At 73.8% G+C, this 21,880-nt stretch carries 12 protein-coding genes; 4 read left to right on the forward strand and 8 right to left on the reverse strand.

The features are described 5' to 3' along the window. Positions 1-162: 162 nt before the first annotated feature. Genes floA through WME75_RS28715 form a run of 4 tightly spaced genes read right to left on the reverse strand, consistent with a single transcriptional unit; the run spans position 163 to position 4,066 of the window. Positions 163-1,155: a flotillin-like protein FloA gene (gene floA / locus WME75_RS28700; RefSeq protein WP_437494947.1), complete on the reverse strand. Its 993-nt coding sequence runs from the start codon at positions 1,153-1,155 to the stop codon at positions 163-165. 50 nt (positions 1,156-1,205) lie between these two features. Next, positions 1,206-1,679, reverse strand: a complete 474-nt coding sequence (locus WME75_RS28705; RefSeq protein WP_437477572.1) for an NfeD family protein — start codon at positions 1,677-1,679, stop codon at positions 1,206-1,208. Beyond that, positions 1,676-3,244, reverse strand: a complete 1,569-nt coding sequence (locus tag WME75_RS28710; RefSeq protein ID WP_437477575.1) for an NfeD family protein — start codon at positions 3,242-3,244, stop codon at positions 1,676-1,678. Before WME75_RS28710 ends, WME75_RS28705 begins: the two co-directional genes overlap by 4 nt. 57 nt (positions 3,245-3,301) lie before the next feature. Further along, positions 3,302-4,066, reverse strand: a complete 765-nt coding sequence (locus tag WME75_RS28715; RefSeq protein ID WP_437477578.1) for an alpha/beta fold hydrolase — start codon at positions 4,064-4,066, stop codon at positions 3,302-3,304. A 464-nt stretch (positions 4,067-4,530) separates the two neighbouring features. Here WME75_RS28715 and WME75_RS28720 point away from each other — a divergent pair, with 464 nt between their 5' ends. Both WME75_RS28720 and WME75_RS28725 read left to right on the forward strand, forming a co-directional pair. Next, positions 4,531-6,540, forward strand: a complete 2,010-nt coding sequence (locus WME75_RS28720) for a hypothetical protein (protein ID WP_437477581.1) — start codon at positions 4,531-4,533, stop codon at positions 6,538-6,540. A 233-nt stretch (positions 6,541-6,773) separates the two neighbouring features. After that, a complete protein-coding gene (locus WME75_RS28725) occupies positions 6,774-9,011 on the forward strand; it encodes a thrombospondin type 3 repeat-containing protein (protein ID WP_437477583.1) in 2,238 nt (745 codons plus the stop codon). A gap of 13 nt (positions 9,012-9,024) precedes the next feature. Here the strand turns inward: WME75_RS28725 and WME75_RS28730 are convergent, their stop codons facing one another. From WME75_RS28730 to WME75_RS28740, 3 genes are all read right to left on the reverse strand, one after another. Beyond that, a complete protein-coding gene (locus WME75_RS28730; RefSeq protein ID WP_437477586.1) occupies positions 9,025-12,897 on the reverse strand; it encodes a protein kinase domain-containing protein in 3,873 nt (1,290 codons plus the stop codon). Positions 12,898-13,009: 112 nt separating this feature from the next. Then, complete coding sequence (locus WME75_RS28735; protein ID WP_437477589.1) at positions 13,010-17,029, reverse strand: protein kinase domain-containing protein; 4,020 nt, start codon at positions 17,027-17,029, stop codon at positions 13,010-13,012. 8 nt (positions 17,030-17,037) lie between these two features. After that, complete coding sequence (locus WME75_RS28740; RefSeq protein WP_437477591.1) at positions 17,038-17,928, reverse strand: hypothetical protein; 891 nt, start codon at positions 17,926-17,928, stop codon at positions 17,038-17,040. A 220-nt stretch (positions 17,929-18,148) separates the two neighbouring features. On the opposite strand from WME75_RS28740, the gene WME75_RS28745 reads away from it, so the two are divergent. Further along, on the forward strand, positions 18,149-19,537 hold the full coding sequence (locus tag WME75_RS28745; protein WP_437477593.1) for a serine/threonine-protein kinase: 1,389 nt from the start codon (positions 18,149-18,151) through the stop codon (positions 19,535-19,537). Positions 19,538-19,674: 137 nt separating this feature from the next. Here WME75_RS28745 and yddG read toward each other — a convergent pair whose 3' ends face one another. Then, on the reverse strand, positions 19,675-20,598 hold the full coding sequence (gene yddG, locus WME75_RS28750) for an aromatic amino acid exporter YddG (protein ID WP_437477596.1): 924 nt from the start codon (positions 20,596-20,598) through the stop codon (positions 19,675-19,677). Between the two features lie 288 nt (positions 20,599-20,886). Between yddG and WME75_RS28755 the strand changes: the two genes are divergently transcribed. After that, the gene (locus tag WME75_RS28755; RefSeq protein ID WP_437477599.1) at positions 20,887-21,714 is read left to right on the forward strand and encodes a TIGR02452 family protein; all 828 of its coding nucleotides are present in this window, start codon (positions 20,887-20,889) and stop codon (positions 21,712-21,714) included. The last annotated feature ends 166 nt before the right edge of the window (positions 21,715-21,880 follow it).

A 21,880-nucleotide genomic window follows, 5' to 3' on the forward strand; every position in this document is an offset into this window, starting at 1 on the left:
TCCTCGGGGTGTTGCCAGCCGACCGGCCGCCCGAGGGCGGTGGCATGCGGCGACAGCGCGCGCGGCGGGCCGAGCACCTCGGCCAGCACGAAGCGCCGCGCGAGCCCCTCGCGGCGGCCGAGCCACGCGAGGAGCGGGCTCGCAGCGTCCCGCGGCGGCATCTCACGACTCCCCGACGGGGTCGGGCTTGCCCCCCGCGGTGCCGGCGATGCCCTGGCGCATCTCGGTGTCCGCGATGACGTTGCGCATGTTGTAGTAGTCCATGACGCCGAGCTTGCCCGTACGGAGCGCCTCCGCGACGGCGAGCGGGATCATCGACTCCGCCTCGACGAGCTTCGCCCGCATCTCCTGCGTCCTGGCCTTCATCTCCTGCTCCTGCGCCACCGCCAGCGCGCGGCGCGACTCCGCCCTGGCCTGCGCGACCTGCTTGTCCGCCTCGGCCTGCTCCGTCTGGAGCTTCGCGCCGATGTTGGAGCCGACGTCCACGTCGGCGATGTCAATCGAGAGGATCTCGAACGCGGTCCCCGCGTCGAGCCCCTTCTTGAGCACGTTCTTCGAGATGGTGTCGGGGTTCTCGAGGACGTGCTTGTAGTCGTTGGCCGAGCCGATGGTCGAGACCACGCCCTCGCCGACGCGGGCGAGCACCGTCTGCTCGCCCGCGCCGCCGACGAGGCGATCGATGTTGGCGCGCACCGTCACGCGCGCGATCGCGAGCAGCTGGATGCCGTCCTTGGCCACCGCCGAGACCTTCGGGGTCTCGATGACCCGCGGGTTCACCGACATCGCCACCGCCTCGAGCACGTTGCGGCCGGCGAGGTCGATCGCGGCCGCACGCGAGAAATCGAGCGCTATCCCCGCCTTGCCCGCCGAGATGAGCGCGTAGACGACCGCCTCCACCCGCCCGCGGGCCAGGTAGTGCGCCTCGAGCATGTCGATCGACACCCCCTCGAGGCCGGCCTTCACGGCGCTGATCCGCGCGTTGACGATCTGATCGGGCGGCACCCGGCGCAGGCGCATCGCGATGAGCGTCAGCATCGAGACCGCGGCGCCCGACGCCTGCGCGGCGATCCACAGCCGGAGCGGTATCATGTACAGCGTCGCGACGATGGCGACGAGCACGAGCCCGCCGATCACGATGACCGAGATGATCTCCATATCCACTCTTCACCCGTCCTGTCCGTGAAGGGCCGCCTCTCGCGCGCGCCCTAGGGCTTCTGCGGCTCGACGACGACCCGATTCCCCTCCACGCTCGCGACGCGCACGGGCGTGCCCGCCTCCACGTAGAGGCCGTCGGTCACGACATCGACCGCGCGATCCTCGATCTCGACCGTCCCGGCGGGGCGCAGCGGCGTGAGCGCCCTGCCCTCCTTGCCGATCAGCGCGGCGAGCCGCGCATCCGGGCCGCGCCCGCCCTGCTGGGTCTCGAGCAGCACCATCCTGCGGCCCACCCGGGTCCTCGGGACGGCCCAGAACAGGAGCCCCGTCGCGCAGACGCCCGCGCCGAGCGCGAGCAGGCCATAGCCGGTCCCGAGGACCGCCCACGCGAGCGCGACCGCCCCGAGCACCGCGGCGCCGCCGAGGACCCCGACGAGGCCGATGCCGGGCAGGACGAGCACCTCGATGGCGAGCAGCACGAGGCCCGCCACGAGCAAGGCGACGACGAGCAGCGCCGGCGTCACGCGCCGGCCTCCTCGCCCGAGCCGCCCGCGATCGCCCGCACGACGAGCCGGCCCGCGTCCGCGCGGATCACGCGGACGCGGGCGCCCGCCTCGACGTAGCCGAGCTCCGAGAGCGCCTCCACGCGCCGACCGTCGAGCGAGACCTTGCCCGAGGGGCGCAGATCGGTGTCGGCCGTGACGACCCTGCCCACAGCCGACGCGAGCGACGCGGGCGCCGCCGAGCTCCCGGAAGGTCCTTCGGTGGCGACGGCGCGGATCGCCGTGTCCAGGACGAGGCGCCGCCCGAGCCGCGTCCTCGGCGCGACGCGGGCGGCGACCACGGCGAGCGCCGCCGTCGCGGCGAGGGAGACGCTCGCCGTGGCGAGCGCGCGCGGCAGCCAGCCGGCGTGCCAGGCGATGTCGAGCGGCACGCGCTCCAGATCGAGGAGCGCGAGGAGGAGGGCGAGCGCCACGCATCCCGCGCCCACGACGCCGGGCACGACGTGCCCCGGGGCGAGGATCTCCACCGCGATGAGGATCGCGCCGGCGACGAAGAGCGCGATCTCCTCCCAGCCGGCGAGCTTCACGACGTGGTGCCCGAAGAAGAACAGCGCGAGGCACGAGAGCCCGACGGCGAGCGAGACGCCGTGTCCCGGCGCGTAGAGCTCGAGGAGGATGCCGAGCATCCCGAGGGTCATGAGGATCCCGGAGAGCGTCGGATCGGAGAGGAAGCGCGCGAGCTCTTCGGCGAAGCTGGGGCGCGGGCGCGCGATCTCGCCGGGCGGCGGGCGGCCCAGGGCGCCGAAGAGCTCCGCCTCGCTGCCGGCCTGCACCTCGGCGACGCCCCACGCGAGCGCCTGCGCGCCGTCGAGCGTGAGCAGCTTCCCCTTCTCGTCGAGCCCGGGGACCTCCGCGTCGGCGTCGACCATGGCCTCGGCGATGTCGCCGCGCCGCCCCTTCGCCTCCGCGGTCGCGCGCATCTCCTTGCGCATGTACGACACGATCTTCTCGGCGACGGGCTTCATCTCCCCGCCCTCGCCGAGCTGCACCGGCGTCGCCGCCCCGAGCGTCGCGCCTGGGGCCACCGCGATGACGTCGCAGGCGAGCGAGATGAGCGCGCCGGCCGAGATCGCGCGCGGGTTGACCCAGCACACGGTGCGGGCGCGGGCCCGGAGCAGCGCGTCCCGGATGGCGAGCGCGGCGTCGATGCGCCCGCCGAGCGTGCTGATGTCGAGCACGAGGAGATCGCCCTCCCCCTGGGCGGCGAGCACCCGCTCCAGGAACGGCGAGAGGCCGAGGTCGATCGCGCCGGCGATCGCGACCACGGTGACCTTCCCCGCGCCGGGGATCGGCGGGAGCGGCCGCGGCCCCGGCGGCGCGGGGGCGCCGGCCGCGCCCGCCCCCGCGGCCGGCGCGGGCGCCGCATCGCCGCGCGCGGGGCGACACAGGGCCATCGTCGCGAGCAGCGCGAGGAGCGGGATCGCGAGCCGCGCCCGCCGCGCGGCCTGTTCCAGCAGGCGCCACAAACCAGTCAAGCCCACCCCCTGCGACGGCGGCGCGGCGCTCGCCGCGCTCCCGAGGTTCACGCCAAAGAACGTCGGGACGAGGGTAGCGCACGCCGGCGCGCCACGATACCCCCATGCTCAGCCGCCGCGCGCCATGAACCTCGCGACCGCGTCCGCGAACTCCGCGGGTCGCGCCACGATCCAGTCGTGGCTCCCCTTCGCGGAGACAACAAGGGTCGAGTCCGGGATCAGGCGTTGGATGGCGAGGGCCGAGCCGAGCGGCACCGTGAGGTCGCGCGCGCCCCAGGCCAGCAGCGTCCTCACGCGCACGCGCGCGGCGTAGGCGCTCAGGTCCGCCGTCGCGGCGATCCGCAGGAGGCTCAGCGCGCTCCGCGTGTGGCAGAGCAGGTTGTGGAGGAGAGCGGGCGCCGCCCGCACGGAGAAGCGCGGCTCGAACAGCGCGTCGGCCGCGCGCCCGAGGGCGAGCGCCAGGACCGAGCCTGGCGGGTTGACTCCGACGGAATCGGCAAGCACGAGCCCCGATAGCCGCTCGGGGTACAGGGCGCCGGTGACCAGCGCCGCCGCGCCCGAGAGCGAGTGGCCGATCAGCGTGACGCGATCGAGCTGCAAGATCTGCAGCGTGTCGGCGACGCAGCGCGCGTACCGCTCCAGCGTCCACGGCGCGCGCAGCCGCGAGCCGCGGCCCGAGCCGGGCAGCTCCACGACGAGCACCCGGGCGCGCCGCGCCATCGCGTCCACCGTGGACCGGTAGGTCATGCCGCTGATCAGCATGCTGGGCAGAAGCACCGCCGGCCTCCCGGTGCCCGTCTCGGTCACATAGACGACCTCGTCCCCGACCCGGATCTCCCGCCCGCGGGTCTCCTCCCGCGCCGCTCGCCTCACCGCAGGGTCCGCGGAGATGCGTGGGCTCTTCTCTCTTCGATCCCGCCGCGGGACAGACACCCCGGCGGCGCCGAGCGGGTGTCCAGCGCAGGGTTCCATCTTTCCATGTCGTCGAACGCGCTGGCCCATGGAGAGGCAAGCCGATGCCGGGCCTATGCCAGCGCGGGCGTGGCGCCGGTGCGAAGTCGCGACACGGAGCGCGCGCGGCGCGGGCCACCCCGCGCGCGAAAACCTGGAAGGTCGTTGAGCCCGTCCCGCGCCGCGCTAAGCTCTTCGCAACAGCAGCAATCTCCAGGCTCATGGGAGCCAGCAGGCGTGTCGTCACGGGTCGAGAGCCCGCCGGCGCCTGCTCGGACAACCAGCTCTTCTGGAATGATAGAGGCGAAATGTTGAGGTTCCGCTCCACGTCCGGAGATCGGAAGACAGCTGAGCTCAGGGTCTCGGTGCTCTCGGTCTCCGCTGCGATGTCCGCCCTCTCTCAGGGTGCATGGGGGACGGAAGCGCCGCCCGCGGCAGAGGTCCAGTGGGCGTATGCGCTCGTCGCTGCGCTCGGGTATCTGCCCGCCGCGGTCGAGATCGCCGCCGCCACGCTGCGGCGGACGGGGATGTCGACCGAGGCTTACCTGCGGAAAAATGCGACGTATCTGGATCCAGAAGGGCCCGGGGACGAGATCCTGGGTGTGGTCTTCGGTGACGCGCTGGAGTCCCTCGGCCAGGAGGCGCGCGGCGTGGTGCAAGCGCTCGCCGCGCTGCCCGCGGCGGGGGTTCCGCTCGAGGTGGTCGCCGCCGCGGCGGGGAAGCCCGCGCCTTCCGCCGCGCGGCCGCTCCAGCTGCTCGTGCATGGCCGGCTCGTGTCGCTCGATCAGGCCACGCAGACCTACCGGGTGACGCCGCTCGTGCGCGCCGTGGCCCGAAAGGACATGGTCGGCGACGCGGAGCGCTGGGACGCGCTGCACCGCGGGGCGGCGGACGCGATGCAGGCGCTCCTCTTCTGGACGGCCGCGGCCGAGGGGCGACCCGAGGCGGCGATGCGCCGTCGCATCGCCGCCGAGCTCCTCGCGGCCCTCGACATCGCCGCGTTCCGGGACGGCGCGCGCGGCGCCGACGTGCTGGCGCGGGCGCTCGTCGACGCCTGCACGGTGCTCGATCTCGGGCTCACGTCCGAGGTCCAGCAGCGGTTGCTCGACGAGGCGGCGCGCCTCTGCGGCGACGCGCTCTCCGAGCTGCGCGAGCGCGCGCTCGCGGCGATCGAGGGCGCGCGGCGCGCCGAGCTCGCGAGCAAGCGGCGGGGCACCTTCGGGACGCTCCGGGCCACGCCGGCCGCCCGCGAGCGCGGCCGCCCGGGCCACCGCGACGTCCTTCGCAAGGCGGTGCGCGCGAACGCGCAGCGCGCCGCGGCGCGGAGCGCGCCGGTCGAGGACGACGCCCTCCGCGGCGCCAAGGAGCTCCTCGCGCGCGGCGCCCTGCGCCTCCGCGAGGGCGCGCTCGAGGACGCCGCGGCGGCCTGCGGCGAGGCGCTCGCCGCGTTCGAGGCGGCCGGGGACGGGCGCGGGCAGGCGACGGCGCTCCTGCTCCGCGGCGACCTCGGCCGACGGCAGGGGGATCTCGCGGCCGCCTTGCGCGATGAGGAGCGGGCGCTCTCGCTCTTCAAGGCGGCGGCCGACCGGACGGGAGAGGCGATGGCGCTGCTCGCGCGCGGCAACCTCCGGCTCGACCAGGACGACGCGCAGGGCGCCGCGAGCGACTACAGCTGCGCGCTCATGCTCCTCAGGGCCTGCCGCGATCGCCCGGGCGAGGCCAACGTGCTCAAGGCGCGCGGCGATCTGTGCTTCCGGGAGGGGGATCTCGCGGGCGCGGCGCGCGACTACGACCGGGCGCTCTACATCCTCGAGGGCGTGGAGGAGCGCGTCCTCAGCCAGCTCCGCTCGCCCCCGAGCGGCGTCGAGGAGGGCCGCGGGGCGGGCGGCCGCGCCGCGCGCGAGCTCCTCCCGCAGGCCGAGCTCCTCCGTGCGCTCGGGTGCGAGCAGGCCCACGCGCGCACGTGGCAGGCCCGCGGCGACCTGCGCCTGCGAGAGCGCCAGACGGCGCTCGCGGCGCGCGACTACGGCAATGCGATCCTCCTGTACCGGGACAGCGGCGATCGCCCGGGCGAGGCCGCCGCGCTCAAGATCCGCGGCGACCTGCGCCGCCAGCGGGGCGCGCTCCCGGGCGCGCAGCGCGACTACGAGGATGCGCTCCGGCTCTTCGAAGCGCTGGGGGACGGCGCTGGCCAGGCGGCCGTGCTCAAGGCGCGCGCCGACCTGCGCTGCGAGCAGGGCGACACCGCCGGAGCGGCGCTCGACTACACGAGGGCGCTCGCCCTCTTCGACGCGACGGGCGACCGCGCCGGTCAGACCAGCGTGAAGAGCGTCCTCACGGGCATCTCGCATCGCGAGGACTCGCCTCGCCCCGCCACAGCGGCTGTCCCGCGGTGAGGAAGCGGCTCCGCCCGGGCCCTCGGAGCGACCCGCGCGCCTGAGCCGCGACCTCGAGGCACCTTTACGCAGCCCGAGGCGGTCGAGGTCGGGATTCAGCGCTCATCGATGGTTGGCGCGTGACGCCGCCTCAGGAGCGCTGGATTGTTCGTGCTTTGTGACTTCGTTGTTCGTCCGTCCTGCGCTAGGGTTCCGCTTGTCCGGAGTTTTCGCCCCGGCACCGAGGTGGCCCCGTGCGACGTCGCCGCTCCTTCGTCGGCATCAGCTTCGCTTTGCTCTCGCTCCTGCCCAGGGCGGCGCTCGCCTTGCCGACGGTGACCGGCTCCACGCCGGAGCTCGGAGCGTGGGACGCACCCCGCGGCTCCCCCCTGCGCGACGACGGGATCGCGCCGGACGCGACGCCCGGGGACGGCGTCTTCACGGCGGCGGTGTCGTTCGCGGCGCGGGGCGACGTCGAGTACAAGATCTCGCGGAACGGCGTCGATCTCGACGATGGCGGCGCGGGCGCGGCCAGCGGCGAGAGCCTGCGTTTCACGCTGGCCGGCGGGACACCGCCCTACGATGTCACCTTTTACTACGACACACGCGACCTGACCGCACAAGGGTTCTTACCGGCGACGGAATCGGCCTCGGACTCGCGCAGCGCCTCGATCGATGCCGACGGCGCGCCGCAGGTGTGGGTCGCCGTCGGAGACTGGCAGGGTTCTGTGGGCGACACCGACTGGAACCCTCATTCTTCGCTCACGGTCGCGCGCGACGATGGCCGCCTCGGCGACCGTCGCGCGGGCGATGAGGTCTATACGTACCGCTTCGTCGCCCGGACGGCGCTCTCCGGCACCTCCTTCAAGTTCGCGGCGCAGGGCCCGTGGAGCACGAGGCTCGGCGCGAACGGCTGGAGCTACGCCCCGCGCGACTCCTCGAACGGCGCTTTCAGCGCGGCGGCCGGGCAGGTCGTCACGCTGGAGCTCGACGCGCTCCACGGCCGGATGCGCGCGCAGGTGTCGAGCCCCGCGAAGCTCCTCCTGACGGAGCTCCTCGTCCACCCGACGGCCGCGGAGTTCGTCGAGATCTACAACCCGGGCAGCCGCGCGGTGGACCTCTCGGACTACTACCTCGCTGATTACCGCTTCTACCACCAGCTCGTCACGCCGAGCCCCACGCTCCCGAACACGAACGATTTCCTTGTGCGGTTCCCGGACGGCGCCGCGATCGGCCCCGGTGAGATCCAGACCGTGTCGCTCGGAGGCGCCGAGTGCTACCGCATGGGGTGCAACGAGACCAGGTCGTTCGAGGGCTGGGGCTCGCACCCCACCTACGAGATCCACAGCACGGCCACCTATGGCGAGGGGGAGAGCAAGTCGGTCGCCGTCGTGCCCGACATGCGGCAGCCGCTCCCGGCATCGGTGGGAGAGACGCGCGGGCTGACGAACGATCATGAGTGCCTGATCCTCTTTTACTGGGACGGCGTGAGCGACCTCGTGAGGGACGTCGATTACGTCTTCTATGGCGGGACGGGGCCGAACGCGCCTGTCGACAAGACGGGTGGTTCAATCGACGGGCCGGACCCCGGGAGCGCGCCGAGCGCCTACCTGGACGACGCGGCGGACGACGTCGCGCTGCACGCGCCGCTGTCGAACGCGGGCGGGAGCTGCCGGCAGGACTTCACCGAAGGCGCCCAGCGCGCGAGCGGGGGAAATGGAGTGACCGGCGCGGTCGAGACCGGCGAGCCCTTGTCGTCGACCTGGGCCGCGTGCGCCGTCCCGACGCCCGGCGCTATCGATTTCGACGGCGACGGCGTGCTCCTGGGCGACAACTGCCCTCTGGCGGAGAACCCGCGACAGGAGGATTCGGACGGCAATGGCATCGGCGACGCCTGTGATATCGACGATGATCAGGATGGCCTGTACAACGACGCGGACAACTGCCCCAAGGTGGCCAATCCCGGCCAGGAGGACTCGGACGGCGACGGCACAGGCGACGCCTGCGAGGACGATGGCGTCGACTCGGACGGCGACGGCGTGCTCGACAGCGCGGACAGCTGCCCTGCCGTCCCGAACCCGGACCAGGCGGACGCCGACGCCGACGGCGTGGGCGACGCGTGCGACAGCTGCAAGGCCAGGGAGAACCCCGCCCAGACCGACACGGACGGCGACGGCACAGGCGACGACTGCGACACGGACGACGACAACGACTTCGTGAGCGACATCGATGACGCCTGCCCGACCGAGGCCGGGCCGGCCGCGACCCGGGGTTGCCCAGGGGGGGAAGGCGGCGGCGGGGCGGCCTCGAGCGTGGCGAGCTCATCGAGCGAGGCGTCGTCCTCGTCGGGCAGCGGCGGCGGGCTCGACGGCGGCGGCGACGGCTGCGACTGCCGCGCCGCGGGCGGCTCGCCGGCGGGCGGCTCGCCGGCGCCGTGGCTCGCGCTGCTCGGCGGCATGCTGTGGATCGCGCGCGGCCGGCGGCGCGCGTGAGCGCGGCGCTGCGTCAGCGGCCGAGCCATCGCCGCGCGAGCTCGAGCGTGCGGGCGTTGTCGGGGACGTCGCGGAGGAAGCGCTCGCGCCAGGCCGGGTCGCGGAGCTTCTCGGCGCGCGCGAGCAGGGCCGTCCTGGCCGCCCCGATCGCGATGACGGCCTCCTCGCGGCGACCGTACGCCGCCAGCGCCTCGGCGAATGTCAGGCGGACGAGCGACTCGCCCTCTTCGATGGCACCGAACGACTCCAGCATGGCGCTCGCTTCGGCGGCCGTCCTGACGGCCTCGTCGACGTGCCCGCGCCCGAGCAGCACGCGCGCGAGGACGGCGGAGGCCTGCACGCCGAGCGTCGGCGCGCCGGGAGAGAGCGCCACGGCGGCGCGCGCCTCGCGCTCGGCGGTCTCGAGATCGCCGGCGGCGAGGGCGATCCTCGCGAGACAGCCGCGGGAGATCAGCTCCACGCGCGCGCCGCTCGCCTGGATCGCCGCGATGCCGGCTTCGGCGAGCGCCCGCGCCTCGGTCAGCTGGCCACGATACGCGAGGACCTGCGCGAGGTTCGACTCCACGACGAGCCTCAGATCGTGCAGCTGCAGCCGCTCGGCTTCCTCCCGGGCTGCGCGCAGCATCGACTCCCCCCTCTCGAAGTCGCCGAGCTCCGCGTAGGCGAACCCCAGGTTCGCGCGGATGCTACAGGCGTTGCGGAGATCGCCGGCCTGGTCGAATGCACGCAGCGCGGCCTCCATGCCGCTCGCCCCGGCGCTCAGATCACCGGTACACATGGCGTGGTAAGCGCGCGCTTCATGGAAATGCCCGACGACCTCCGGGTCATGTATCTCTGCCAGCGAGAAGGCGCGCTCGAGCGTCTCCAGCAGAGCGGCCCCTTCGGCATAACGTCCGCCCATGGTCAGCACGGTCGCGCCGCCCGCGAGGCAGGTGAGCTTGGCGGGTCGCGCGCTGTCCGCTTCCGGGGCATCCGCCGCCACGGACAGCCATCGAGCGACCTCGTCGAGCCATCCCAGCTTGGATGAGGCGATAACCACCTGCGTCATGACCGAGAACCATGCGCTCGTTCCGCGATCGAGCCGCTCGATCGCGTCGGTGCCTCGCTCCACCGCGAGGGCGGCATCGCCGCGCCATCCATGGGCTTCGGTCTGGACGCCGCGAAGCCTGCCCGCGGTGTGTCCGGCGGCGCCGCAGCCGATACCGCGGTCGGCCCGCTCCAGCGCCATGGCCAGGTCGTTGCCGCGAAGCGCCTCCTCGGCCGCGCGCAGGAACGCGTCCGCCGCCCGCGCCGGTGCGCCACCGATCTCGAAGTGCTCGGCCTGCGCCATGGCATCCGCGCCGCCGGCCCGATCCAGCCAGTCGCCCGCAAGGCCATGCCCGACGCGCCGGTCGCGCTCCGTGAGCATGCCGTAGGCGGCTTCCCGCACCAGCGCATGGCGGAACCCGTACTCCACCTCGCCCGCGATGCGCGCCTCGTGGCGCCGCTGCACGAGCTCCCGCCGCACAAGCTCGGTGAGCCGCGGCGCCACCGGCGCGCCGCCCACGAGCGCCGCCACCCCGCCCTCCCAGAACGTCTCGCCGAAGACGCTCGCCGCGCGCAGCACGCGCCGCTCCTCGACCTCCAGCGTTTCGAGCCGCGCCTGCACCATCGCCAGCGCCGTCTCGGGCATGCTCTCGCCCCGGCCCTCGGCGACCGCGCGGATCTGCTCCTCCAGCACGAACGCATTGCCGTCGGCGCGCGCGAGGAGCGTTTCCACCTGCTCATCCCCGACGCCATCGCCGAGCACCTCGCGCACAAGCCGCTCGCTTGCGCGCCGGGGCAGCGGCGCAAGGCGGAGCCGGAGGCCGTTGCGCTCGCGCCACAGCGCCGGGAAGAGCTCGTCGACCTCCGGACGGGCGAGCGCCAGCACGAAGAACGGCAGGTCCCTGGCGTGCCTCAGCGCGGCGTCGACCAGGGTCACCGTGGGCAGGTCGCCCCAGTGCAGGTCCTCCAGCACCAGCAGCACCGGCTGCCTCTGGCACTCGGCCCGGACGAAGTCCTCGAACATCTGGCGAAGGCGGTCGCTCATCAGCATCGGGCTCTGGCGCGCTGCACGGAGCTGCGCGTCGCCCTCGTCCGGGAACGCCACCCCGACGAGCTCGCCGAGGAACGCCGCGACCTGCGGGCCCTTGCTCCCGAACGCGTCGAGCCGCTCGACCCGGGCGAGCACCTTGCGTCGCCGCGCCTCGAGCGGCTCGCCGTCGAGGAGGCCCAGGGCGCGGCGCAGCGCCCGGGCGAGCAATCCGAACGCCGAGCCGGCCGCCATGGGATCGGCCCTGCCGATCCAGACCTCGGCGACCTCGCTCCGTTCCTCGAGGGAGCGAACGAACTCCCAGGCGAGGCGCGACTTGCCGACGCCCGGAGCCCCCACGACGACCACGGCGTTCGCGGAGGGCTCGTCCACGCAATGGCGCCACTCGGTCGCGAGCTGCAACAGCTCGCGCTCGCGCCCCACGCACGGCGTCGGCTTGCCGAGGAGCCGAGGCACGGTGTCCGGCTCCTCCTTCGGGCCGCGAAGCCAGCGCCCTCCGGGCCCCTGCGCCGTCTCGAAGCGGCTCGCGACCAGGCTCGCCGTCGTGTCGTCGAGCCGGATCTCCCGGGGTGGCAGGCCGTCGCGCCCGGCGATGAGCTGCGCGACCCGATCGACCAGCTCGCCGACCGGCAGCTTCCCCTCGATTTCCGTCAGCCCCGTCGCGACGGACATGGGCACCCCGCCGAGCACCGTCCGGAGCGCGAGGGCGCAGTGGGCTGCCCGCGTGGCGAGATCCGTCGGGGACTCGGCGCCGGACAGCGCGATGAGCAGCCAGCGCGACTGCAGTCGATCGAGGCGTCCGCCGTGGCGCGCCGCGATGTCGCGCAGCGCCTCGGCCCGCGCGGCGCCGTCGGCCTCCGAGAGCGTGACGTCCGTCTCGGCGCTGCCGTCTTCGGCCACGACGACGCACATGACCCGGCGCTCCGCCGTCGTGATCTCCTCGCTCGGCGCGGGCGGCGCTGCGACCGCGCTCGCTCCGGCGGAGAGCCCATCACCGGCCGCGGCCGCGAGCTCCGCTGCGACCGCAGCGCCGTCGCGCGGCCGCCTCCCCGCTTCCTTCGACAGCATCCGCGCCACCAGGCGCTCGAGCAGCTCCGGGACGTCGCCGCGGAGCTCCCCTAGCCGTGGCGGCTCTTCCAGAACGACCTTGATGAGGAGCGCGAGCGCGCTGTTGCCGAGGAACGGCGGGCGCCCCGCGAGGCACTGGAACAGCACGCACCCGAGCGCGAACACATCGGCCCGGGCGTCGATGCGCGAGTCGCCGCGCGCCTGCTCGGGGGCCATGTACCCGGGCGTGCCGAGCACCGCGCCGGGCGACGTGAGGGTCTGCGTGAGCCGGAGGTCGCGCGCGATGCCGAAGTCGAGCAGCGTGGCGCGCTCGACCGCGCCGCCCACGAGCATCACGTTGCTCGGCTTGAGGTCGCGGTGAACGATGCCGAGCCGGTGGACCGCGCCGAGCGTCGTGGCCACGCGCGCCGCCAGCGTCGCGCTCTCGGCGAGCGTCAGCGGTCCTTCGGCGAGCCGCTCCTCCAGGGTGATGCCGTCGAGCCACTCCATGGCCAGGTAGGGCTGCCCTTCGCCGGTCATGCCATGCGCCACGTACTGCACGACCCCCGGCAGCCGCAGCGTGACGAGCGCCTCCGCTTCCCGCGCGAACCGGCGCAGGTCGTGCGCGCTCGCGCCCTGCAGCACCTTGAGCGCGACCGCCTCGCCCGACAGCCGGTCGCGCGCGCGGTACACGTCCCCCATCCCGCCCGAGCCGGCGAGCCGCTCGATCTCGAACCGATCCTCGACCACTTCCCCGGCGCGCATGGCGCTTCCTATGTACTTCGTGTCCAGGACGCGACAAACCCCGGCGCGGGGCTCCGTCACGGGGTCTCTCCGCCGGTCACGAGCTGACGCGGAGGGACAGTGAGCCTCCAGGCTAGCTTCCTCGCTGACGCTCGATCCGATCCCGCATCACGTTGGGAATCTTCCCGGCTGCCTCCATCGCCCTCTCGAGTACCGCACGCGCCTCGGCGTGGCGGCCGCGGCGCGAGAGGGCGCGCGCTCGCGCCTCGATGACCTCGATCTGCTCCTGCCCCGCGAAGAAGCGGGCCGACCGCTCCTCGAGCTCGTCCCACGCCGCGTCGCTCGCCTCCCGCGTCGCCAGATCGATCATCGACCACTGCGCCTCTTCCGCGGGGGCCATCTCCATGCCCTCGCGTCCCTCCGCGGTGGCCTTCTCCTGCTGAGCCCGGATCCCATCGATGATCTCCCGCGCCTTGCTCTCTTCACCCTTGTAAAGGAGCAGCCGCGCCAGGAGGAGCTGCACCACCGGCCGAGCCTCGTCCCCCCGCTGCTGGCGCTCCAGCGACACGGCCCGCTCGACGTGCGGTGTCGCCATGTCCAGGTTGCCCATCAGATAAAGGTACTCGCCCAGGTTGAACTCCCCCACGAGCTCCATCGTCCCGAGGCCCAGCTCACGCGAGATGGCCAGGACGCGGCACTGATCCAGGATCATCCCCTCGTTGTCCCCGAGGCACGCGCGCACGAGCGCGCGGTTGCCGATCGCAGGCCCGAGGTGCAGGAGGTCGCCGCGCGACTCGCACATCCGGATCGTCCGATCCAGCACCGCGCCTGCATCGTCCAGCCTCCCCAGCCCCGGATAGATGAAGCCCAGGAGGAGCAACGACACCACCAGCGTCTCGTAGCACTCGTCCCCCACAGCCTCGGCCTGCGCCGCCGCGATCTCGAACTGCGGCGCCGCCTCCTCCGCACGGCTCTCGCGGAGCAGCGAGCGCGCCACCCCCATCGAAAGGTGCGCTGCGAGCGCCGGAGACAGATCGCCCGGCGCGAGCGCCCTCGCCTGCTCCATCCGCTCCGTCGAGCGTCCGTAGTCGTCCATCCAGTCGAGCGCCGTCGCCTCGTCGAGCAGGATCTCGACCTGCTCGATGACGTCGCCCTCCTCGACCGCCATCGCGCGCGCGCGGTCCAGATCGCCGAGCGCGTCGTGGTAGCGCCCCAGCCGGTAGCGCATCAGCCCCCGGCCCCGGTACGCCGCCCTCCGCCGCGCGCCGCGCTCCTCGACCGGCTGCGCGAGCGCGCGGCTGTAGTGGATCTCCGCCTCGACATAGGCGTGCCGCGCCCGCGCCCGCTCGGCCAGCTCCAGGTAGGCCTCCTCCGCGATCGCGGCGAGCCCCGCCTCGGCCGCGTGGAACGCGATCTTGAACCGACCCTGCTCCGGGCTCTCGTGGGCCGCCTCGCGGTGGTGCTGGTACGCGGACAGGTGGATCCGCCGCCGCTCGGCCTGGGCGACCCCGTGCGCGATCGCCTCCCGCACGAGCGCGTGACGGAAGGCGAACCGCCCCTTCCGGCCCGCCACCAGCACGCCCGCCTGGACCAGCCGCCCGGTCCCGACGCGCGCGTCGAGCGGGAAGGCCGCGCCCTCGCCGCGCTCGTCCAGGTGGCGCAGCACGCCCGCGATCTCGTCGAGCGACACCTCGGCGCCGAGCAGCGAGACGAGCCGCGCGTGCGCCCCGAGCGCCGGCCCGAGCGCCGCGACCTCCGCCTGCGCCAGCGGATCGATGAGCGGCAGCACCGGCAGGCGATCGAGCTCGTCGGTCGCCAGGTACCACGCGTCACCCCGCGGGTGCCGCCGCAGGATCCCCTCGCGCTTGAGCCCGTGCACGAGCTCCACCAGCAGCAGCGGCACCCGCTGCGAGCGCTCGAGCAGGTGATCGATGGCCGGCTCCGGCACGTCCCGCGCCGGCAGGAGCAGCCGCCGGCACAGCGCGCGCGCGCTCTCGGCGTCCATGGGCCCGAGCCGCACCGTCTCGCTCCGCGCGGCCCGCTCGCCCCAGGACGGGTGCGCCTCGGCGAACGCGGGGCGCCCCATCGCGCAGATCCACAGCGGCGCGGCGCCGTCCGCGAGCGCCGCGTACTCGAGCGCCGCGAGCGTCACATCCTGGGCGAACTGCGCGTCGTCGAGGATGACGAGGACCGGGGCGGCGGCCGTGCGCCGGCGCAGGCACTCGCCCGCCGCGCGCACGCGCGCCGAGCGCAGCGCGCCGGGCGCGGCCTTGAGCGCCTCGATCTCGGGGAACACCTCGCCGCCCGACCGCTCGTCCACCCACCCGAGCGCCATCGCGAGCCCCGAGCCGAGCTCGTCGCCGAGCGCGGGGCCGAGCCGCTCCGCGAGCACCGCGCGGACGCCGCTCTGCGGGGGCGCGTCCGGCACGTCGAGCGACTCGCGCACGAGCTCCTGGAGCGTCGCGTCCGAGGCGCCGCTGGTCGGCTCCTGCCCGCGCAGGTCGATGAGCTGGGCGTGCGGCAGGCGCGCTCGGAGCTGCTTGCCGAGCTCGGCGAAGAGGCGGCTCTTCCCGTAACCGGGCTCCCCGATCACGGACACGATCGTGGGCTGCCGGAGGCGGAGCGCCTCCTCGGCGCTGCGCAGCAGCGGCTCGAGGACGTCGCTGCGACCGATGAACGCGCCGGGATCCGTCGGCTCGCGCGCGACGCCGACGGAGCCGAGCGTCCGCTCGCGCGCGAGCTCTTCCTCCCCCGCGACGGGCGCCTCGGGGAGCGCGGCCGCGGCCGCGGGCGTGAGGAACGGCCCCGGCGGCCCGGACGCCGCCGGCCACCGCTCGGCGCGCGAGAAGAGCGGGCTCAGGAAGCGCGTCGCCCCGCCCGGCCGGAGCTGGACCGAGACGGGCGCGAGATCGATGAGGACGCGCTCGCACAGCCCGCCTCGCAGCAGCTCGTCGGCCGCGCGCTGCGCGTGCCGCGCCGGGTTCGCCGCGCCCTCGTGGCCGAAGACCGCCGCGTAGCGCGAGCCGGAGGCGTGCGCGAGCTCGCCCCCCAGCGCCCGGATCCGGCGCTGCACGGCCCCCCGGTCGGCCGCGCCCTCGAAGAACAGGAGCCCCACCGCGCGGCGCGGGGCCCCGCCTCCTGCCCGCGGCCCGTCGAGCTCGCGCGCCGCGAGATCTTCCCCGAGCGCGCGTTCCAGCGCGGAGCGGAGCTCGGTCGCGCTGGCGAACCGCTCGCTCCGGTCCTTGGCCAGACAGCGGTGCACCACCTCTTCGATCGCGCGCGGCACGACCGCCCGCGACGACAGGCGCGGGGGCCTGCGGCTCCTGTGATCTTCCAGCACCGTCGCCCGCGGCCCCCAGAAGGGCGGCCGGCCCGCGAAGAGCTCGTACAGGATGACGCCCATCGCGTAGATGTCGGCGCGCGCGTCGAGATCCGCGCGCCCGGCGGACTGCTCCGGGGCCATGTACTCCGCCGTCCCGAGCGCCAGGTCGTCGTCCTGCGCGCCGTCGCGCCGCCCCACGACGCGGGCGGTGCCGAGATCGATGAGGGTCGCCTTCCCCGCGTCGTCGACGAAGAGGTTCTCGGGCTTGAGATCGCAGTGGACGTAGCCGCGCGCGTGGACGGCCTCGAGGGACGCGAGCGTCGCGAGGCCGAGCCGGGCCGCCTCCTCCATGCGCGGCGCCGGGCGCTGGGCGAGGCGGGCGGCGAGCGTCGGCGCGGCGACGAGCCCGATCACGGCGTAGGGCAAGCCGTCGTCCAGCGTGCCCCACGCGTGCACGGCCGGCACGTGGGGCGCGCCCACGGCGAGCAGCGCCGCGATCTCGCGCCGCAGGTGCGCGCCTGCCCCGTGGCGCTCGGCGCGCGCGAGCTTGATGGCCACCGTCGCCCCGCCGCCCTCGCGCTCGGCCTCGAACACGGTGCCGAACCCGCCCTGCCCCAGGATCCGGACGGTCCGGTGGCCGTCGAAGCGGGGCAGCGCGACCGGGACGACCTCGGTGATGTCGAGCACGGTCGCGTCGTCCGGCAGCGACGACTGACCCTGCTCCACGCACTCGGGGCATGCGCCCTGGTTCCGCCGCCCGCAGGACGGGCAGCGCCGGGCGTCAAGGGGCGCGCCGTCCGGCCCCTCGCCTCGCAGCGCCTCCGAGCGCACGCCCGCTCCTAGGGCGGCAGGAACGACGTGACCACCTGGTCCGTGCGCACTGTGGATGAGATCGCGGGGTTTTCGAGACATTGGGAGTAGAACCCACCGTTGTTGCTCACACCGCTGCACACCGTATCGCAGGAGCCCACGATCGCGATAGGACCACACGCCTGGGTGGTGCTCGCCCCGGTCCCGGGGTTCACGTCCAGGTGACCGGCCGCGCAGTCACGCTGCAGGGTCCGCGCCCGGGCGACGCCCGCGGGCGAGTAGCAGGCGCGGAGATACGGCGTCGAGCTGAACAGGTTTCCCCAGAACGCGCCCTCTCTCACCGTGTAGCTGTTGCGCTCCGTCGTGCCCGAGGACATGAAGGGCTGACTGGAGCGCAGGGAGATCAGCACCGAGACGCCGTACCAGTTGGTCCGGGAGGCGAGGCACCCCGACATCCAGCGCTGGTAGAAGGGATCGGCCAGCGGGCCGTAGACCCACCAGTCCGCGATGGCGAGGTCGCCCCGGTAGGTCTCTGAACGGACGGTCCCGCCATCGTTCCACGAGAACGAGAACGACTGGTTGGGCCGGAGCGCGCAGCTGACCACGTACCGCAAAAGCTCCCTTGACAGGGCGCCGTTCGATCCCGGATTCTGGAGGGCTGCGCGCGCGTTCGCGCTGAGCCCGGCCCAGGTGAGCGGGTTCGGGCTGAGCGCAGCGGGGTTGAGCGCGCTCGAGCTGAGGGCGTTCTTGCTCATCGCATTGGGGAGCATGCTGTTGCTGCTGACGATGGCGCCCTCGGCCTCCCCGATTGGCTCCGCCGCCTCTTCGTCGAGCTCGGCGTCGAGCTCGGCCCCGATGCAGGCGGTAGTAACCAGAGGTATTGCGAGGAGCGCAACAGCCCGTGGACAGCATAGAAACATCTCGTTCCCCCTTTCAGCGACGGGTTCAGGCGTTTCAAGTCGAGTGACGGCCAAGTTTAAGTTACCATTTAGAAACGCTCCTGAGTATACCCGGTTCATCAAATATCTTCCTCGAAGGGGACAGCAGCGCGCCGGGGTCCCCCGGTGGTCCCGATGGCCGCATGGTCCGCATGGCCGCGCGGCTCCGGTGGCCCCGTGACGCGCCGCGCGGTGAGGCGAGATGGCAAAAGAGGACGAGACGAGGCCGTTTTCGGAGTTCGAGCGGACCAGCGCGCGCGGCGAGCTCGCGGCGGGGACCCTGGCCGGCGAATACATCCTCGAAGGATTCATCGCGCGCGGCGGCTGCGGCGTCGTCTATGCGGCGAGGCACGCCCGTTCAGGGAAGCCCGCCGCGGTCAAGGTGCTGAGCGAGGCGGTGGCTCACTCGCGCCGTGTGGTCGAGCGGTTCGCGCGTGAGATCGAGGCTTTGCAGCTGATCTCCCACCCCAACATCGTAGAAATTTACGAAGTAGGTGAGCTGAACAACCACCAGCCGTTCTACGTGATGGAGCGTCTGGAGGGGATGACGCTCGACGCGCTGATCAGGGCCGAAACCCGGCTCGCGCCCCGGGAGGCGCTCGAGCTGTTCGAGCCCATCTGCGCGGCGCTCGGGGCCGCGCACGCCGCTGGAATCATTCACCGCGACGTGAAGGCCAGCAACATCTTCATCTCCTCCGGCAAACCACGAATCGTGAAGCTGCTCGACTTCGGGATCGCGAAATTGATGGGACCCGAGGAGGGCTCGACCTGGCTGACCACCGCCGGAAGAATGCCCGGGACGCCATCCATCATGGCGCCCGAGCAGATCCTGGGCGGTCCCATTGATGCGCGGGTGGATGTCTATGCGCTCGGAGTGCTTCTCCATCGCATGCTGGTCGGAAGATTGCCCTTCCACACCCATGACATGGACGAGATGGTGCGGAAGCACCTCGAGGAGCCGCCGATGCCCCCGAGCCTGCGGGTGCCGCTTCCTCTCGAGCTCGACGCGGTGGTGCTGCGTTGCATGGAGAAGCGGCGGGAGCGGCGGTACAGCTCGGTCGAGGAGCTGGTGCGGGCGCTCCGGGAGGCGATCGGCGAGCCCGCGTCGGGGGCGGGGGGCGGGCCCGATCCGACGCAGCCGGCGGTGGGCGTGTACCTGGAGGTGCGGACGCGCGGCGACTCCGACGACCTCGACGAGGCGCTCGCGGCCGACATCGGGCAGGTGCTCGACACGGCCGAGTCGCAGCTCGAGCGCGCGGGGTTCATCCTGGCCTCGACGACCGGCAACGAGGTGCTCGGCGTGCGCCTCCTGCCCCCCGGGGCGGACGAGGAGCGCAGCGCGCGGCGCGCGGCGCTCCGGGTCGCGACGGCGCTGCACGAGGCGGTGGCCCATCGCGCGGGGGCCGACGCGCGCGTACTCGTCCATGTGAGCGTTCACGCGGACGACGTGCAGGTGCGCTCGGCAGCGCAGCCCGAGATCATGGGGGGCGCGCTGATGTGCGCGGGGCGATGGGCGTCGGCCGGCGAGGAGCAGGAGGTCTTCGCGACGCCGAGCGCGACAGCGGGCCTCCTCGGCGACGAGCTGCCGTAGCTTCGCGCCGCCCGGCGGCACCTCGGCGCAAGCCCGCTGCCGGCAATCGCCGCCCGGCGGCACCTCGGCGCAAGCTCGCTGCCGGCAATCGCCGCCCCCCACCCGTTCTGTGCGAGCGAGGGACGCGGCTTCGAGCTTCAGGCGGCGCAGGCGGTCGAGCGCGCGGTCGCCACGAGGCCGCCGGCGGTCACGAGGGCGCAGGCGGCGAGCAGCTGGGGGCTCGCCTCGGCGTGGCCGGCGAGGCAGAGGAGCAGCGTCGAGAGGACCGGCGCGCCGTAGGACAGCACGCCGAGCTGCGGGACGTCGCCGTGCTTCGTCGCGTGGTCCCAGGCGAAGAACGCGACGCCCACGGGGCCGAGCCCGAGCGCGAGCAGGCCGAGCGCCTGGCCGGCCGTGGGCGCGACCGTGCGCTCGAGGGCGAGGTGCCCGGCGAGGCCGAGGGCGGCCGTCGCGGCGCAGGGGCCCGCGAGGGCGTCGGCGGGGACGTCGGCGAAGCGGCGCTGGAGCACCGAGTACGTCGACCAGATGAGGGCGCAGCCGAGCGCGGCCAGGTAGCCGGGCGCATGCGCGGCGCTCGGACGGACGGCGCCTCCGGCGGCGAGGACCGTCCAGACGCCCGCGAGCCCGAGCAGCGCCCCGGCCACATGCCTGAAGCGCAGGCGGCCGCCGGGGAGCGCCGCCGAGAGCAGGACGATGAGCAGCGGCCACAGGTACGAGATGACGCTGACCTGCACGGGAGGCGCGGCGGTGAGCGCGTAGAAATAGAGCGCGTGGTAGCCGAACAGGCCGCCCACGCCGACGAGCCACCCGCCGAGCGGCTGGCGCAGCGCGCCCAGGCCGCCCCGGCCGCGCCGGGCGAGCCGCGCCGCGCCGAGGAGCGCCGCGATCGCGAAGGTCGACGCGAGCACCTGGAGCGGCGGCAGGCTGCTCACCGAGGTCGCGAGCAGCGTGAAGCTGCCCCAGAGGCCGATGGCCACGACGCCCGCCAGGGTCGCGGCTCGCCGCGAGGGGCGCGCCGACGATGCCGCGTCCGCCATGGCAGGGGAGATCGTGTCCGACATGGCGCGGAGAATGGCGCGCCTGCCGGCCGCCGTGTACTTCGATGAACAAAACGAACCCAGGCCGCGTGATGAAGCGCACCACGTGAGCCCGCCGCCGCCAGCGGCGCGAGCGCGGCCGGCGCTCTCCGCCCGGAGCGCGGACCTCGTCGACGCGACGGCGATCGGCGGGGGCGATCGCGCGCAGGCGGCGCCGCCGGCCCGCCGAGACCCCGGCGGAGCGGGGCGGCGCCCCCGCGGCCGAGCGCGTTTCGCTGGACGTTCGGCCGCGACTCGCCAATCTTTGGCGGCATGAAACTCACGAGCGTCGCCGCAGAAACCGTGCAGATCGCGAGCCGAGGCGAGTACGCCGCGCCCTCGGGCGCGACGATCCGCATCCGCGACCGCGTGCTCGCCGCGGTGAAGAGCAGCGTGCTTTACCGGCCCGGTTCACTCGACACCTGGGAGCCGAAGGAACGCATCGAGCGGCCGGCGGTGATCGAGGTCACGGGCGAGACCACGGGGGCGGCCGGGCGGCGGCTCGTCGAGCAGGAGGGCGAGGCCCGCGTGGCGATCCTCAACTTCGCGTCCGGCAAGAACCCCGGGGGCGGCTTCCTGCGCGGGGCCAAGGCCCAGGAAGAGGACCTCGCGAGGTGCTCCGCGCTCTACGCCTGCCTTGTCGAGCAGCGCGACTACTACGACCAGAACCGCGCCTCGGGGAGCCTCCTGTACACCGACCACCTCATCTACTCGCCGGATGTGCCGTTCTTCCGCGACGAGCAGCACGCCCTGCTGGAGCGGCCCTTCGCGCTGTCGATCATCACCGCGCCGGCGCCGAACGCCGGGGAGGCGCTCCAGCGCGACGAGGGGGTGGAGCAGGACATCCGCGCGGCCCTGGAGCGCCGCGCGGCCATGGTGCTCGCGGCGGCAGGCGCGCACGGGCACCGCTGCCTCGTGCTCGGCGCCTGGGGGTGCGGCGTCTTCCGCAACGACCCGGACGAGGTCGCCGACGTCTTCGCCCGGTGGCTCAAGCACCCGCGCTTCCGCGGCGCGTTCTCGCGCGTGGTGTTCGCGGTGTACGACCGGGCCGCCGACCAGCCGAATTACCGGGCGTTCCGGGACCGGTTCGCGGGGGCGTAGGCGCGCACCGTCGCGGGCACGACCGAGCCCGCGCCCACCGCGCGCACGACAAGGACACAAGGACCCGCGCGCCGGCCACACCACACGGTGGGAGAGCTACGCCGGGCTGCGTCGAGGTCGCCATTCCCATCCACCTTCAATGGAACAGTCGAGAACGGTCGAGAAC

It is taken from the genome of Sorangium sp. So ce1014, from assembly GCF_051521505.1.
Classification (GTDB): domain Bacteria; phylum Myxococcota_A; class Polyangia; order Polyangiales; family Polyangiaceae; genus Sorangium.

Excerpts from the sequence above, each read along its gene's own strand:
- yddG (WP_437477596.1), bottom strand. The coding sequence starts at position 20,598 with ATGTCGGACACGATCTCCCCTGCCATGGCGGACGCGGCATCGTCGGCG.
- WME75_RS28740 (WP_437477591.1), bottom strand. The coding sequence starts at position 17,928 with ATGTTTCTATGCTGTCCACGGGCTGTTGCGCTCCTCGCAATACCTCTG.
- WME75_RS28745 (WP_437477593.1), top strand. The coding sequence starts at position 18,149 with ATGGCAAAAGAGGACGAGACGAGGCCGTTTTCGGAGTTCGAGCGGACC.
- WME75_RS28730 (WP_437477586.1), bottom strand. The coding sequence starts at position 12,897 with ATGCGCGCCGGGGAAGTGGTCGAGGATCGGTTCGAGATCGAGCGGCTC.
- floA (WP_437494947.1), bottom strand. The coding sequence starts at position 1,155 with ATGGAGATCATCTCGGTCATCGTGATCGGCGGGCTCGTGCTCGTCGCC.
- WME75_RS28755 (WP_437477599.1), top strand. The coding sequence starts at position 20,887 with ATGAAACTCACGAGCGTCGCCGCAGAAACCGTGCAGATCGCGAGCCGA.
- WME75_RS28720 (WP_437477581.1), top strand. The coding sequence starts at position 4,531 with ATGTCCGCCCTCTCTCAGGGTGCATGGGGGACGGAAGCGCCGCCCGCG.